A 13966-nucleotide genomic window follows, 5' to 3' on the forward strand; every position below is an offset into this window, starting at 1 on the left:
CCATGAAAAAAATCATTGTCGGCATCTCTGGCGCCAGCGGCGCGATTTACGGCATTCGCCTGTTGCAGACGCTACACGCGGTGCCGGATGTGGAAACGCATCTCATCATGAGCCAGGCGGCGCGCCAGACGCTGTCGCTTGAAACCGACATGAGCGTGCGCGACGTTCAGGCGCTGGCTGATGTAAACCACGACGCGCGCGATATCGCCGCCAGCGTTTCTTCCGGCTCGTTTAAAACCGACGGGATGATTATCCTGCCGTGTTCGATTAAAACGCTCTCCGGCATCGTGAACAGCTATACCGACGGGCTGCTGACCCGCGCGGCGGATGTGGTGTTAAAAGAGCGTCGCAGGCTGGTGTTGTGCGTACGGGAAACGCCGCTGCATCTCGGCCATTTACGTCTGATGACGCAGGCTGCGGAACTCGGCGCGATTATCATGCCGCCGATGCCCGCGTTTTATCATCGCCCGCAGACGCTGGATGATGTGATTAACCAGACGGTAAACCGCGCGCTCGATCAGCTTGATATCACGCTTCCCGCCGACCTTTTCACCCGCTGGCCAGGCGCGTAATGCACGCCACCCTGGGGCAAAGCGCAGCGCGGTGCCTCATTATGGGGCAATTCTGCAAGCGCGATCATATCCTCGACATTTAATCCCGCCTTTTGCGATTTCACGCTCAGCGTCTGCTGCGCGGAATGCTATCTTCATTCACACAACTTCATTGCAACCATTTTTTAACAAATCATGGCGGCGTATGCGGCGACGCAAAGCTGGCATGGGAAGTGCAACGTCTGGTTGCAACACACAACGCAACAGATAATAAAACAGAAAACTTGAGGGTAATGTATGAAGAAGAAGGTGCTCGCGTTCTCCTTACTGCTTGGCCTTTCCACCAGCGCCAGCGTTTTCGCCGCGCTCCCCCAGACGGTACGCATCGGTACGGATGCCACCTACGCGCCGTTCTCTTCAAAAGACGCCAAAGGCGATTTTGTCGGGTTTGATATCGATCTCGGCAACGAGATGTGTAAACGCATGCAGGTGAAATGCACCTGGGTTGGCAGCGATTTCGATTCCCTGATCCCGTCGCTTAAGGCGAAAAAAATCGACGCGATTATCTCTTCGCTCTCTATTACCGAAAAGCGCCAGAAAGAGATCGCCTTCTCTGACAAGCTTTACGCTGCAGACTCCCGCCTGATCGCCGCCAAAGGCGCGACCATTCAGCCGACCATTGAATCGCTGAAAGGCAAACATGTGGGCGTGCTCCAGGGCTCCACGCAGGAAGCCTACGCCAATGAAAAATGGCACGGGAAGGGCGTTGATGTCGTGGCGTACCAGAACCAGGATCTGATCTACTCGGATCTCTCGGCGGGCCGTCTCGATGCAGCGCTGCAGGATGAAGTGGCCGCCAGCGAAGGCTTCCTCAAACAGCCTGCCGGGAAGGATTACGCGTTTGCCGGCCCGTCGGTGAAAGACAAAAACTACTTTGGCGACGGTACCGGCGTTGGCCTGCGTAAAGAAGACGCCGAGCTGAAAGCCGCGTTCGACAAAGCGCTCGGCGAAATCCGCAAAGACGGCACCTACGACAAAATGGCGAAGAAATATTTCGACTTTAACGTCTACGGCGACTGATTGCCCGTAAGGCATTCGCCAGCCGGTCACCATGATAGTGCGTGGCTGGCTGGCGTGACGCAATCTGGTGCATCTTATGCACCAGAAAAGGGCGTAAGCGCATTTCTACGCACCGAAAATGAAAATAAATCTATCTCAGCGCGCATAAAGTTTTGATTACGAGGCGGCAGTGATGGCACGATAAGTGCAGTTTTTCCGCCTGACATTTAAATATGCGCGTCTGATGAGGATAGTTATGAAAAAAAGGCTGTTAGCACTTTCTCTGGGGCTGGCGCTGTCCAGCATTTCTGGGGCTTTCGCAGCAATTCCGCAGCACTTACGTATCGGCACTGACCCTACCTATGCGCCGTTTGAATCGAAAAACGCGCAGGGCGAACTGGTCGGTTTCGACATCGATCTGGCCAAAGAGCTGTGCAAACGCATTCAGACGCAATGTTCGTTCACTGAACAGCCGCTGGATGCACTGATCCCGTCGCTGAAAGCGAAGAAAATCGACGCGATTATGTCGTCGCTGTCGATCACCGAAAAACGCCAGCAGGAAATCGCCTTTACCGACAAGCTCTACGCCGCGGATTCGCGCCTCGTGGTAGCGAAAGGCTCGCCCATTCAGCCGACGCTGGAGTCGCTGAAGGGCAAACGCGTGGGCGTGTTGCAGGGCACCACTCAGGAAACCTACGGTAACGAGCACTGGGCGCCGAAAGGCGTGGAAATTGTCTCTTATCAGGGCCAGGACAATATCTATTCCGACCTGACCGCGGGCCGTATCGACGCCGCGTTTCAGGATGAAGTGGCCGCCAGCGAAGGCTTTCTGAAGCAGCCAGTGGGCAAGGGCTATCAGTTCGGCGGCCCGTCGATTAAGGATGAAAAACTCTTTGGCGTCGGCACCGGCATGGGTATTCGCAAAGAGGATAACGAACTGCGCGAGGCGCTGAACAAGGCGTTTGCCGACATGCGCGCCGACGGCACCTACGAGAAGCTTGCCAAAAAGTATTTCGATTTTAACGTCTACGGCGATTAATCCGCACGCGTTTGCACGGCGCCCTGCGGGGCGCCGATGGGCCGTGCGCACGCTGAGTACAGGATAAGTCACCATGCTGTATGGGTTTTCACAGGTAATACTCCAGGGCGCGCTCGTCACCCTGGAGCTGGCGCTCAGCGCCGTTGTCCTCTCGGTGGCGATTGGTCTGGTCGGCGCGGGGGCGAAGCTCTCACGCAACCGCCCGCTGGCGCTGATTTTTGAAGCGTACACGACGCTGATTCGCGGCGTGCCCGATCTCGTTCTGATGCTGCTGATTTTTTACGGTTTGCAGATCGCGCTGAACGCCATTACCGACGCGCTGGGATTCAGCCAGTTTGATATCGACCCGATGATCGCGGGTATCATTACGCTTGGGTTTATCTACGGCGCTTATTTCACCGAAACCTTCCGCGGCGCGTATCTCGCCGTGCCGAAAGGCCATATCGAGGCGGCGACCGCGTTTGGTTTTACCGGCTCGCAAACCTTCCGCCGGATTCTGTTTCCTTCCATGATGCGCTATGCGCTGCCGGGCATCGGCAACAACTGGCAGGTGATTTTAAAAGCCACCGCGCTGGTGTCGTTACTGGGGCTGGAAGATGTCGTGAAAGCGACGCAGCTTGCCGGGAAAAGCACCTGGCAGCCGTTTTACTTCGCGATTGTCTGCGGGCTGATTTATCTGGTGTTTACCACGCTCTCCAACGGCGTTCTGCTGCTGCTTGAGCGCCGCTATACCGTGGGCGTGAAGAGGGCCGACCTGTGATCGAGATTATTCAGGAGTACTGGAAATCCCTGCTGTGGACCGACGGCTATCGCTTTACGGGTGTGGCGATTACGCTCTGGCTGCTTATCGCCTCGGTGGTGATGGGCGGCGTGCTGGCGGTTTTTCTCGCCATTGGCCGCGTTTCGGAAAACAAGCTGGTCTGGTTCCCTATCTGGCTGTTTACTTATATCTTTCGCGGCACGCCGCTCTATGTGCAACTGCTGGTGTTTTACTCCGGCATGTACACGCTGGACGTGGTGAAAGGCACCCAGTTACTCAATGAGTTTTTCCGCAGCGGCCTCAACTGTACCGTGCTGGCGCTGACGCTCAACACCTGCGCGTACACCACCGAGATCTTCGCGGGCGCCATTCGTGCCGTGCCGCATGGCGAAATCGAGGCGGCGCGCGCTTATGGCTTTTCACGCTTTAAAATGTACCGCTGCATTATTCTGCCGTCGGCGCTTCGCATCGCGCTGCCTGCCTACAGCAATGAGGTGATCCTGATGCTGCACTCCACGGCGCTGGCGTTTACCGCGACCGTGCCGGATCTGCTGAAGATCGCCCGCGACATTAACGCCGCCACTTACCAGCCGTTTACGGCATTTGGCATCGCGGCGGTGCTGTACCTGATTATCTCTTATGTGCTGATAAGCCTGTTCCGCAAGGCGGAAAAGCGCTGGCTGCGGCACCTGAAACCGGCTTCAACGCACTGAGTGGCTATGCATGTCTGAAAATAAATTAAACGTTACCGATCTGCACAAGCGCTACGGCGAACATGAAGTGCTTAAAGGGGTATCGCTGAAGGCGAACGCCGGCGATGTCATCAGCATTATCGGCTCTTCCGGCTCCGGCAAGAGCACCTTCCTGCGCTGCATTAATTTTCTCGAAAAGCCCAGCGAAGGCACTATTGTGGTGAACAACCAGAACATCACGCTGGTGCGCGATAAAGACGGCCAGCTCAAGGTGGCTGATAAAAAACAGCTGCGCCTTCTGCGCACGCGCCTGACGATGGTGTTCCAGCACTTTAACCTGTGGAGCCACATGACGGTGCTGGAGAACGTGATGGAAGCGCCGATTCAGGTGCTGGGCTTAAGCAAACAGGATGCGCGCGAGCGGGCGGTGAAATACCTCGCCAAAGTGGGCATCGATGAGCGCGCGCAGGGCAAATACCCGGTGCATCTCTCCGGCGGTCAGCAGCAGCGCGTATCGATTGCCCGCGCGCTGGCGATGGAGCCGGATGTCTTGCTGTTCGACGAACCGACCTCCGCGCTGGACCCGGAACTGGTGGGCGAAGTGCTGCGCATTATGCAGAAGCTCGCCGAAGAGGGCAAAACGATGGTGGTGGTGACGCACGAAATGGAGTTTGCCCGCCACGTTTCCTCGCATGTGATTTTCCTGCATCAGGGCAAAATCGAAGAAGAAGGGCCGCCGGACGCGCTCTTTAACAACCCGCAAAGCCCGCGTCTGCAGCAGTTTTTGAAGGGATCGCTGAAGTAATGCACAACAGACCGGCAGGGACGCCGGTCACGCTTAATCGTCTATCAGTATTAACCCCATCTCATCGGCCAGCCGGTAAATTTCGGTCAGCGCTCCCTGCATCAGCGGCAGGCTCTCATGCAGCGTAAGGCGGTTAATGCGATCCCCGAAGAGCATCAGCGCTTTGCCGCCGTGCTGGCGCGACGCCCAGCTAATACCGTGAAGGCGCGGATTCGCGGCGTGAATGGCCGCCGCCCACAGGCGCGTTTGCGGATAACACTGCGGAGAGCTGCCGGTCAGCGCCGCCTGCGTGACGCCCCAGCGGCGCAGCAGCACCGGCGTCAGGTTCGCCAGCTCAAGCGCCACGTCCGGCGTTAACGTGCTGATACAGAGTTCGCGAGCCTTGCGCAGATCGAAGCTGGCGCCTGAGGCATCTGGCGGAACATCGTGAAACAGCGATTCCATAATCGCCACTTCGGCGTCGATACCGCCATAAAGCGTGGGAATAAGACGGCCATCGGCGCGCTGTAGCGGGCTGAAACGCGCGTTACCATAACCGGGGTTGAACGCGTCGCCCGCGAACTGGCGGCTGTGAACGCGAACTATCCGCTTCCCTGCGGGCCATACCGTGACGCGCGGCACCTGCATATCCGCAGGCGGCGCAGGCAGGCGTTCATCCCTGAAATCAACCATGCATCGGCCCTTCGGCTTCCGCTTTTGCGGCGTCCAGCACCGCCTGCGGATCGGCTTTCAGCCGGTCTTTGGGTTTTGCGCCGCCAAGCCAGGCATTGGGTGAATGGAACCACAGGGCGATAGTCCAGGGTGTTTTCTCGCGAAACAGAGCAAGAATGGGTTTGAGCGATGGCAGCGGCTGACCGCCTTCGTCAAACGCCCAGGCAGGGTAGCGATCTTTGCCATTGACCGGCAGCGCGAAGACTTTACCCGCCTGTTTCCAGCGGTTCGCGGTCGCGCTCGGATTTTTCAGCGCGGCACCGGCGGCAAGGCTCACTTCGCCTGCGGACAGCCACTGGCCTTCATCAAGCACGGTCTGGCGCAGCGCGTCAAGCCGCTCACGGTTACGGGCCTGCAACGGCGCGGCGTGCGCGGGCTCGCTGTTATGCCCGGCGCGCTTCATTTGCGACACGGCCGTGACGGCGCTGACAATCGCAAGCCGCAGATCGTTATCCAGCGTCTCTTCGTTTACATCATCCGGCATTTTAAGCATCAGATAACGCCCGGCGTCTTCACCTGGTATATCGGAAAGCTGAATACGCCCCCAGGGCGCAGGCGTCTCGTGAAGGGACGTCACCAGATGCTCAACGTCGACAAACTCGACGCTGACATCCAGCGGATACTCTTTCAGTTTTACGTGGCGTGAACGAGAAGTCATAGCGCCCCTCTTCGTGATATAAATGATATTCGTGATATTGATTATAACGTAATCAAGTGAGGGAATGCCAGCGGTGGGTGAAACGTTTAAAAAATAGCGTCACGCGGGCAACGTTGCTGCCCGCTTAGCCAAAAACACATTAACGCGCCCGGGCGACGATATCCGCCAGCGCCTCTTCCAGCTCAAACCAGCGGAAGCCGAAGCCCGATTCCTCAAGGCGTTTAGGCAGCGCGCGCTGGCCGCCCAGAACGAGAACGGCGGATTCGCCCATCAGCAGGCGTACGGCGGTCGCCGGGGTGCGTATAAACGCGGGGCGGCGCAGCGCATGGCCTAGCGCGTGGGCGAAGCGCTCGTTGCGCACCGGGTAAGGGGCCACCATATTAAACGGCCCACGCAGATCGATATCCAGCAGCCAGATAATTGCGTTCACCATGTCGTCGATATGGATCCAGGAGAGATACTGACGTCCGCTGCCAATCGGCCCGCCAAGCCCCAGACGAAACAGCGGCAGCAGTTTGCTCATCATGCCGCCATCCGGCGCGAGCACCGCGCCGGTGCGCAGCAGGCAGACGCGGGTTTTATCGCTTTGCGCGCCTTCGGCTATCTGCTCCCAGCGGGCGCAAAGCTTATGGGTAAATTCGCTGTGCGGCGGTTCGTCTTCCGTTACCACCACCTCGCCGAGATCGCCGTAATAACCGACCGCAGAGCCGGAGAGAAAAACCGCGGGCGGATTGCTGCCTGCCTGCATCAGCGCCACCAGTTGCTGGGTTATCTGCCAGCGGCTCTGGCACAGACGTTCTTTCTGCGTGGCCGTCCAGCGCTTATCGGCAATAGGTTCGCCCGCGAGGTTAATCACCGCGTCGAACGCGTCGAGATCGCTAAACAGATCCAGCCCCGGCGCCAGCGTAACGCCAGCGTCGAGCCGCGCGCGGGCGCGCTCAGGGTTGCGGGTCACGACCGTGACGTGATGACCTAACGCCAGCAGGCGTGATGTCAGCGTGCGGCCAATCAGGCCAGTACCGCCAGTTACCAGAATCTCCATAATTGCCTCCTGCGTGCGTGTTGCGCCGCCCGCGCATGACGTAGTGTTGTCTTTTCTTCAGCATAGGCGACCCGGCGGCGATTGCCTGCGATATGGCGCACGCCGGGCATTATTTTTCCAGTAAAGAGAAGCGGTTATCGGCGCGTTTATGCAGATTTACTGCTGGCGAGCTGGTACGCACGTTCGGTTGCAGGGCGATTTTTGATGCGCTCAAACCAGTTGCTGACCGCCGGGAAATTATCCAGATCGATTCGCTGGCGTTCGTGCGACACCACCCACGGATAGGTGGCGATATCAGCGATGCTGTATCGCTCGCCGCCAAGCCACGGGCATTTCTCCAGACGCTTATTCAGCACGCCGTAGAGACGCTGTGTCTCCACCTGATAGCGTTCAATGGCGTAAGGCACCGCCTGGGGCGCGAAATGGTTAAAGTGGTGGTTCTGGCCAAGCATCGGCCCGAATCCGGCAACCTGCCAGAACAGCCACTGTAACGTCACCTGACGCTCGCGCAGTTCGCCGCTCAACAGCTTGCCGCTTTTCTCGGCGAGATAGAGCAAAATCGCGCCCGATTCAAACAAACTCAGCGGCGCGCCGCCGTCGGAGGGCGCATGGTCGATAATGGCGGGAATTTTATTGTTCGGGGCAATGGCGAGAAACTCTGGCTTAAACTGCTCGCCCTTGCTGATGTCAACGCGGTGGAGGCGATACTCAAGCCCGGCCTCTTCAAGAAACAGCGTAATTTTGTGGCCGTTGGGCGTCGGGGCGTAGTAGAGATCCAGCATGACAGCGTCCTTCAGATGGGGATGTGGCGTGCTCAAAGTATAGGCGGTTTGCTGAATAATGCGGCGGCTCCTGGATTCGGCGGCATGACAGAAAACGGTTTACGGTATAGTTTTAGCTATTCGCCCGTAGAGATGAGAATTGCTATGTCGCAACCCGCCATTACGCTTTGGTCCGATGCCAGTTTCTTTAGCCCTTACGTGATGTCCGTATGGGTGGCGCTTCAGGAAAAAGGCTTGCAGTTTCAGCTGCAAACCCGCGATTTATCGCGCGGCGAACATTTACAGGCCGACTGGCAGGGCTTCGCCCTGACGCGCCGTGTGCCGCTGCTGGTGATTGACGATTTCGCGCTGAGCGAATCCTCCGCTATTACGGAATACCTTGAAGAACGCTTCGCGCCGCCGGTGTGGGAGAGGCTTTATCCGCATGATATCGAAAAACGCGCCCGCGCCCGTCAGGTGCAGGCGTGGCTGCGCAGCGATCTGGGCGCGTTACGTGCCGAACGTCCGACTGACGTTATCTTCGGCGCGGCCTGCTACGCGCCACTGAGCACCGAGGGTCAGGCCGCGGCAGATAAGCTTATCGCCTGCGCGCAGGCGATACTCCCGCACGGACAACAAAATCTGTTCGGGGAATGGTCGCTCGCAGATACCGATCTGGCGCTGATGATTAACCGGCTTGTCATGCATGGCGATCCGGTGCCGGAAGCGCTTGCCGATTACGCCACATTCCAGTGGCAGCGCGCGTCGGTACAGCGTTATATCGCACTTTCTGCCAGGCGTTCTGGCTGATAAGCCTGGCGCGATCCGTTATCATGCGTGCACCACAATTTTCATTCGGAAGGTGAGTAATGAAGCTGATGTTTGCTTCGGATATTCACGGCTCGCTGCCTGCCACAGAACTTCTGCTGGCGCGCTTTGCCGACAGCGACGCCCGCTGGCTGGTATTGCTGGGGGATTTCTTAAACCACGGGCCGCGAAACCCGCTCCCTGAGGGCTATGCGCCAGGTGAGGTGGCGAAACGGCTTAATACCGTGGCTGACCGCATTATCGCGGTGCGCGGCAACTGCGACAGCGAAGTTGACCAGATGCTGCTGGAATTTCCCGTCACCGCGCCCTGGCAGCAGGTGTTGCTCGCCAGACAGCGGCTCTTTTTGACCCACGGTCATCTCTACAGCCCCGATAACCTGCCGCCGCTCGCCGCAGGCGATGTCCTGGTCTACGGCCACACGCATATTCCGGTGGCGGCGCGCCACGGCGAGCAGATCCATTTTAATCCGGGTTCCATTAGCATGCCGAAAGGCGGGTATCCGGCAAGCTACGGGTTCCTGAATGACGATACGCTGAGCGTTATCACCCTGGAAACCTCGCAGGTTATTGCACAGATCGCGATTTCCCCTTAATTTACCGAACAACCAGAACGCGCCGTAAGAGCGCTTATTGAAGAAGGTTTCCTGATGGTGGAGCAGAATCATTTGGCAGACATGGAATGGGTGGACATTGTCAGTGAGGACAATGAGGTGATAGCGCAGTCCAGCCGGGCGCAGATGCGCGCCGAGCGCCTGCGTCACCGCGCGACCTATATCGTGGTGCATGATGGCATGGGCAAAATCCTGGTGCAGCGCCGCACCGATATCAAAGACTTTATGCCGGGCATGCTCGACGCCACCGCAGGCGGCGTAGTGCAGGCGGGCGAAGCGCTGCTTGAGAGCGCACGTCGTGAGGCGGAAGAAGAGCTGGGCATTGCAGGCGTTCCTTTCGCCGAGCATGGCCAGTTCTACTTTGAAGATGAGCATTGCCGCGTCTGGGGCGGGCTGTTCAGCTGCGTCTCCCACGGCCCGTTCGCGCTCCAGGAGAGCGAAATCAGCGAAGTGTGCTGGATGGAGCCGGAAGAGATAACGGCGCGTTGCGATGAGTTCACGCCAGACACGTTAAAAGCGCTTTCGCTCTGGCTGAGCCGTAACGCGGGTCAGGAGAGTGGCAGTCACAGTAAAGACAGTAAAGAAAAAGAGCAGGAAGAGAAAAACCCTACGCTCAGCTAAGCGTCGCGGCCCCGCCAACGTCAGCGACGCGCGGGGCGGCTTTTACGCGATACGCTTAAACCTGCTGGTTGTCGCACATCGCGCGCCACAACGTGTCAAATCCCACCGCTTTAAATTCGTCAGAACGTGCCGGTTCGCGCGTGGCGAAATCCATGGTTGTCTGCGCCAGCGCGAAAAAGATCTCATCGCCAAACGCGCGAAACTCACGTGAGCGAAACAGCGGCGAAATACACTTTTCGCACAGCTCGTGCAGCTCCGGATAGATATCGGTGACAAGCTTTTCGCTTTCATCGGTAATGCGGCTGCTGACTTCAAGCTTACGCACGGCCTGATTCGCCTCCGGTTTGGTCAGTCCCCAGTCAATAAAACTGTTCCAGACGTGCCGGATGTTTTCTTTGTGATCGCTGTTAATATCGAGCTTGCCTATCATTGAATGGCAGAAGTCCTGCTTCAGATGGACATAGAGCGCGTTATACAGATCGTCCTTGGTGGCGAAATAGCGAAACACCGTCCCTTCAGCCACGCCCGCTTTACGCGCGATAAGCGCGGTTGACGCTCCAAGGCCCGCCTCGGCTATCGCTTCGGTGGCGGCTTCGAGAATCGCCATTCTTTTATCTTCACTGCGGGGACGCGCCACGGACTTTGCTCTCCTGTAAAAAGGGCTGATTGAATCACGACTCGCCGATCCGCTGCAAGGCTTGCGATCACAGGAAAAAACAGAGTTGACGAATCGGCTGACATTCCTATAATGAGTGTTTACTCACTCATTATCAAGTTTCACTGGCTACCATTTTTCATGGTGCTGCGGGCGGGACTATTGCGCCCGGAAAATGAGCAGAGCGCTCATGCGAGCCTGAATTCAGGGCAGGCGAACGCCTGAAACATCACCGCGATTACCACTACTGGAGGGATTCTATGGAACTTCCCGCTCAGGTTATTGAAACGCTGACCGACTGGATTGACGACAACCTTCACAAGCCGCTGCGCATTGACGATATCGCGCGCCACGCGGGTTATTCAAAATGGCATTTGCAGCGGCTTTTTCACCACCACAAAGGGGAGAGCATCGGGCGTTATATTCGCGAGAAAAAGCTGCGGCTGGCGGCGCAGGATCTGCGTGCCACCAACGATCGCGTGCTGGATATCTCCATGAAATATGGCTTTGACTCCCAGCAAACCTTCACCCGGCTTTTCACGCGTAAGTTTCAGATGTCGCCAGGCACCTGGCGCAAGCAGGGCGACGCGCCAACGAATCACTGAAGGTGCCCGGTTTGCATAGCGCGTCAAATTCCCTGACAATGCGCTTTTGAACAGACCGAAAGCCTCTCATGAAGCATCCTCTTGAAACGCTGATCACCGCTGGTGGCATTCTGCTGCTGGCGTTTCTCTCCTGCCTGCTGCTGCCGGCACCGAGACTCACGCTGACGCTGGCGCAGCACCTGATGACGATGTTCCATCTGGTCGATCTTAACCAGCTCTATACCATTATTTTCTGCATCTGGTTTTTACTGCTCGGCGCGGTGGAGTATTACGTGATTCGCTTTGTATGGCGGCGGTGGTTTTCGCTGGAGCGCGCATAAGCGCGTAACGGGCAGGGTATAAAAAAGGCCGCATCGCGCGGCCTTTTTGCTTTCTTTCAGGCGGCGCTTACTGCTGGGTTGCCTGAATCGCCGTCAGAGCGATGGTGTAGACGATATCGTCTACCAGCGCGCCGCGGGACAGGTCGTTAACCGGTTTACGCATACCCTGCAGCATCGGCCCGATGGAGATCAGATCGGCAGAGCGCTGTACCGCTTTGTACGTGGTGTTACCGGTGTTCAGATCCGGGAAGATGAACACGGTAGCGCGGCCGGCAACCGGTGAGTTCGGCGCTTTGGATTTCGCCACGTCAGCCATAACGGCAGCGTCATACTGCAGCGGGCCGTCGATAACGAGATCCGGGCGTTTTTCCTGCGCCAGTTTGGTCGCTTCACGCACTTTTTCAACATCGCTGCCCGCACCGGAGGTGCCGGTGGAGTAGGAGAGCATCGCCACGCGCGGTTCGATGCCGAAAGCGGCAGCGGAATCGGCGGACTGGATGGCGATTTCGGCCAGCTGTTCTGCAGTCGGGTCCGGGTTGATCGCGCAGTCGCCGTAAACATAAACCTGTTCCGGCAGCAGCATGAAGAACACAGAAGACACCAGCGAGCTGCCCGGTGCCGTTTTGATGAGCTGCAGCGGCGGACGGATGGTATTCGCGGTGGTGTGAACCGCGCCAGATACCAGACCGTCGACTTCGTCCTGCTCCAGCATCAGCGTGCCGAGTACCACGTTATCTTCCAACTGCTCGCGGGCGACCGCTTCGGTCATGCCTTTGTTTTTACGCAGTTCAACCAGACGCGCCACGTAGCTTTCACGCACGACTTCCGGATCGACGATTTCGATGCCTGCGCCAAGTTCAACGCCCTGTGCGGCGGCAACGCGCGCGATTTCATCCGGGTTGCCCAGCAGTACGCAGGTCGCGATGCCGCGCTCGGCACAGATGGCCGCGGCTTTCACGGTACGCGGCTCGTCGCCTTCCGGCAGCACGACGCGTTTGCCCGCTTTACGCGCAAGCTCGGTCAGCTGGTAGCGGAACGCTGGAGGAGAGAGACGACGGCTGCGCTCGGAGGCGGCAGTCAGAGAGTCGATCCACTCGGCGCTAACGTGGCTTGCCACATATTCCTGTACTTTTTCGATACGCTCGTGGTCGTCTGCCGGTACTTCAAGGTTGAAGCTCTGCAGGCTGAGCGAGGTCTGCCAGGTGTTAGTGTTGACCATAAATACCGGCAGGCCGGTAGCGAAAGCACGTTCGCACAGCTTGCTGATGCGCTCGTCCATTTCATAGCCGCCGGTCAGCAGGATGGCGCCAATTTCCACGCCGTTCATTGCGGCGAGGCAGGCGGCTACTAACACATCAGGACGATCCGCAGAGGTCACCAGCAGGGAGCCCGGACGGAAATGTTCCAGCATGTGCGGAATGCTGCGTGCGCAGAACGTCACAGACTTCACGCGGCGGGTTTTGATATCGCCTTCGTTAACGATGGTCGCGTTCAGGTGACGGGCCATATCGATAGCGCGGGTAGCGATAAGATCAAAGCTCCACGGCACCGCGCCGAGAACCGGCAGCGGGCTGATAGCCTGCAGATGCTGCGCGTCGATGTTGATGACTTTCGCTTTGGTGGAGTCATCGAAAATCTCGGAGAGATCCGGGCGCGTGCGGCCCTGCTCGTCCACGGGCGCGTTCAGTTTGTTGACGATAACGCCGGTGATGTTGGCGTTTTTGCTGCCGCCAAAGCTGCTGCGGGTCAGTTCGATACGCTCTTTCAACTGTTCCGGGGTATCGGTGCCCTGAGACATTACAAACACGATTTCCGCGTTCAGAGTCTTCGCGATTTCATAGTTCAGCGACTGGGCGAACTGATGCTTACGGGTCGGCACCAGGCCTTCCACCAACACCACTTCGGCATCTTTAGTGTTCTCATGGAAGCGAGCAATGATCTCTTCCATCAGCACGTCTTTCTGGTTGCTGGAGAGCAGCGACTCGACGTGGCTCATGCGCAGCGGCTCAGCGGCTGGCAGATTGGTGTTAGCACGCACAATCGTCGTGGTCTGGTCCGGGGTATCGCCGCCAGTACGTGGCTGGGCGATAGGTTTGAAGACGCTCAAACGAACGCCTTTACGTTCCATAGCGCGGATTACGCCGAGGCTGACGCTGGTCAGGCCGACGCTGGTTCCGGTAGGAATAAGCATAATGATACGGGACACGGTTTATCCTCTTTTTGTTGCAGCCAGCCGCGCGGCTGGCAC

Annotated in this window: 17 protein-coding genes; 11 read left to right on the top strand and 6 right to left on the bottom strand. The window is 57.9% G+C overall.

The annotated features are described in order from the left end of the window. Nucleotides 1-2: 2 nt before the first annotated feature. The 6 genes from AFK66_RS05470 to hisP all read left to right on the top strand — a co-directional run bounded on the left by AFK66_RS05470 (nt 3) and on the right by hisP (nt 4906). Complete coding sequence (locus AFK66_RS05470; protein WP_007776848.1) at nt 3-572, top strand: UbiX family flavin prenyltransferase; 570 nt, start codon at nt 3-5, stop codon at nt 570-572. Between the two features lie 276 nt (nt 573-848). Next, nucleotides 849-1631: a lysine/arginine/ornithine ABC transporter substrate-binding protein ArgT gene (gene argT, locus AFK66_RS05475; RefSeq protein WP_023898352.1), complete on the top strand. Its 783-nt coding sequence runs from the start codon at nt 849-851 to the stop codon at nt 1629-1631. A gap of 235 nt (nt 1632-1866) precedes the next feature. Next, the gene (gene hisJ / locus AFK66_RS05480; RefSeq protein WP_032968945.1) at nt 1867-2649 is read left to right on the top strand and encodes a histidine ABC transporter substrate-binding protein HisJ; all 783 of its coding nucleotides are present in this window, start codon (nt 1867-1869) and stop codon (nt 2647-2649) included. Nucleotides 2650-2722: 73 nt separating this feature from the next. Next, nucleotides 2723-3409 (top strand): histidine ABC transporter permease HisQ, encoded by a 687-nt coding sequence (locus AFK66_RS05485; RefSeq protein ID WP_007776841.1) that lies wholly within the window; start codon nt 2723-2725, stop codon nt 3407-3409. Further along, nucleotides 3406-4122: an ABC transporter permease gene (locus tag AFK66_RS05490; protein WP_007776839.1), complete on the top strand. Its 717-nt coding sequence runs from the start codon at nt 3406-3408 to the stop codon at nt 4120-4122. The genes AFK66_RS05485 and AFK66_RS05490 overlap by 4 nt, the downstream gene beginning before the upstream one ends. Before the next feature lie 10 nt (nt 4123-4132). After that, on the top strand, nt 4133-4906 hold the full coding sequence (gene hisP, locus AFK66_RS05495) for a histidine ABC transporter ATP-binding protein HisP (RefSeq protein ID WP_007776836.1): 774 nt from the start codon (nt 4133-4135) through the stop codon (nt 4904-4906). Nucleotides 4907-4939: 33 nt separating this feature from the next. On the opposite strand, the gene AFK66_RS05500 is transcribed toward hisP, so the two are convergent. The 4 genes from AFK66_RS05500 to yfcG all read right to left on the bottom strand — a co-directional run bounded on the left by AFK66_RS05500 (nt 4940) and on the right by yfcG (nt 8099). Continuing rightward, nucleotides 4940-5578: an RES family NAD+ phosphorylase gene (locus AFK66_RS05500; protein WP_007776832.1), complete on the bottom strand. Its 639-nt coding sequence runs from the start codon at nt 5576-5578 to the stop codon at nt 4940-4942. Then, nucleotides 5571-6275, bottom strand: coding sequence for a hypothetical protein (locus AFK66_RS05505; protein WP_007776830.1), 705 nt, complete (start codon nt 6273-6275; stop codon nt 5571-5573). Before AFK66_RS05505 ends, AFK66_RS05500 begins: the two co-directional genes overlap by 8 nt. A gap of 139 nt (nt 6276-6414) precedes the next feature. Continuing rightward, nucleotides 6415-7317 carry a TIGR01777 family oxidoreductase gene (locus tag AFK66_RS05510; RefSeq protein ID WP_023898353.1) on the bottom strand — a complete coding sequence of 301 codons (903 nt, stop codon included), beginning with the start codon at nt 7315-7317 and terminating at the stop codon, nt 6415-6417. A 146-nt stretch (nt 7318-7463) separates the two neighbouring features. After that, on the bottom strand, nt 7464-8099 hold the full coding sequence (gene yfcG / locus AFK66_RS05515) for a GSH-dependent disulfide bond oxidoreductase (RefSeq protein ID WP_023898354.1): 636 nt from the start codon (nt 8097-8099) through the stop codon (nt 7464-7466). Nucleotides 8100-8243: 144 nt separating this feature from the next. Between yfcG and yfcF the strand changes: the two genes are divergently transcribed. The 3 genes from yfcF to yfcD are packed head-to-tail and all read left to right on the top strand — an operon-like array spanning nt 8244 to nt 10138. Continuing rightward, nucleotides 8244-8888 (top strand): glutathione transferase, encoded by a 645-nt coding sequence (yfcF, locus tag AFK66_RS05520; protein WP_023898355.1) that lies wholly within the window; start codon nt 8244-8246, stop codon nt 8886-8888. 59 nt (nt 8889-8947) lie between these two features. Continuing rightward, nucleotides 8948-9499 carry a phosphodiesterase gene (yfcE, locus tag AFK66_RS05525; protein ID WP_007776822.1) on the top strand — a complete coding sequence of 184 codons (552 nt, stop codon included), beginning with the start codon at nt 8948-8950 and terminating at the stop codon, nt 9497-9499. A gap of 54 nt (nt 9500-9553) precedes the next feature. Next, the gene (gene yfcD, locus AFK66_RS05530) at nt 9554-10138 is read left to right on the top strand and encodes an NUDIX hydrolase YfcD (RefSeq protein WP_004387823.1); all 585 of its coding nucleotides are present in this window, start codon (nt 9554-9556) and stop codon (nt 10136-10138) included. Between the two features lie 55 nt (nt 10139-10193). Here yfcD and AFK66_RS05535 read toward each other — a convergent pair whose 3' ends face one another. Beyond that, on the bottom strand, nt 10194-10775 hold the full coding sequence (locus AFK66_RS05535) for a TetR/AcrR family transcriptional regulator (RefSeq protein WP_007776817.1): 582 nt from the start codon (nt 10773-10775) through the stop codon (nt 10194-10196). A 278-nt stretch (nt 10776-11053) separates the two neighbouring features. Here AFK66_RS05535 and AFK66_RS05540 point away from each other — a divergent pair, with 278 nt between their 5' ends. Together AFK66_RS05540 and AFK66_RS05545 are read left to right on the top strand one after the other, a co-directional pair. Continuing rightward, nucleotides 11054-11398, top strand: coding sequence for a RamA family antibiotic efflux transcriptional regulator (locus AFK66_RS05540; RefSeq protein ID WP_007700018.1), 345 nt, complete (start codon nt 11054-11056; stop codon nt 11396-11398). Between the two features lie 68 nt (nt 11399-11466). After that, nucleotides 11467-11718, top strand: coding sequence for a DUF1158 domain-containing protein (locus AFK66_RS05545; protein WP_007762836.1), 252 nt, complete (start codon nt 11467-11469; stop codon nt 11716-11718). A gap of 67 nt (nt 11719-11785) precedes the next feature. Here AFK66_RS05545 and pta read toward each other — a convergent pair whose 3' ends face one another. Next, complete coding sequence (gene pta, locus AFK66_RS05550) at nt 11786-13924, bottom strand: phosphate acetyltransferase (RefSeq protein WP_023898358.1); 2139 nt, start codon at nt 13922-13924, stop codon at nt 11786-11788. Nucleotides 13925-13966: the final 42 nt, after the last annotated feature.

This window comes from Cronobacter malonaticus LMG 23826 (genome assembly GCF_001277215.2).
Taxonomy (GTDB): Bacteria; Pseudomonadota; Gammaproteobacteria; order Enterobacterales; family Enterobacteriaceae; genus Cronobacter; species Cronobacter malonaticus.

Excerpts from the sequence above, each read along its gene's own strand:
- hisJ (WP_032968945.1), top strand. The coding sequence starts at position 1,867 with ATGAAAAAAAGGCTGTTAGCACTTTCTCTGGGGCTGGCGCTGTCCAGC.
- yfcE (WP_007776822.1), top strand. The coding sequence starts at position 8,948 with ATGAAGCTGATGTTTGCTTCGGATATTCACGGCTCGCTGCCTGCCACA.
- AFK66_RS05470 (WP_007776848.1), top strand. The coding sequence starts at position 3 with ATGAAAAAAATCATTGTCGGCATCTCTGGCGCCAGCGGCGCGATTTAC.
- yfcF (WP_023898355.1), top strand. The coding sequence starts at position 8,244 with ATGTCGCAACCCGCCATTACGCTTTGGTCCGATGCCAGTTTCTTTAGC.
- hisP (WP_007776836.1), top strand. The coding sequence starts at position 4,133 with ATGTCTGAAAATAAATTAAACGTTACCGATCTGCACAAGCGCTACGGC.
- AFK66_RS05500 (WP_007776832.1), bottom strand. The coding sequence starts at position 5,578 with ATGGTTGATTTCAGGGATGAACGCCTGCCTGCGCCGCCTGCGGATATG.
- AFK66_RS05505 (WP_007776830.1), bottom strand. The coding sequence starts at position 6,275 with ATGACTTCTCGTTCACGCCACGTAAAACTGAAAGAGTATCCGCTGGAT.
- AFK66_RS05510 (WP_023898353.1), bottom strand. The coding sequence starts at position 7,317 with ATGGAGATTCTGGTAACTGGCGGTACTGGCCTGATTGGCCGCACGCTG.
- argT (WP_023898352.1), top strand. The coding sequence starts at position 849 with ATGAAGAAGAAGGTGCTCGCGTTCTCCTTACTGCTTGGCCTTTCCACC.
- yfcG (WP_023898354.1), bottom strand. The coding sequence starts at position 8,099 with ATGCTGGATCTCTACTACGCCCCGACGCCCAACGGCCACAAAATTACG.
- AFK66_RS05485 (WP_007776841.1), top strand. The coding sequence starts at position 2,723 with ATGCTGTATGGGTTTTCACAGGTAATACTCCAGGGCGCGCTCGTCACC.
- yfcD (WP_004387823.1), top strand. The coding sequence starts at position 9,554 with ATGGTGGAGCAGAATCATTTGGCAGACATGGAATGGGTGGACATTGTC.
- AFK66_RS05540 (WP_007700018.1), top strand. The coding sequence starts at position 11,054 with ATGGAACTTCCCGCTCAGGTTATTGAAACGCTGACCGACTGGATTGAC.
- AFK66_RS05545 (WP_007762836.1), top strand. The coding sequence starts at position 11,467 with ATGAAGCATCCTCTTGAAACGCTGATCACCGCTGGTGGCATTCTGCTG.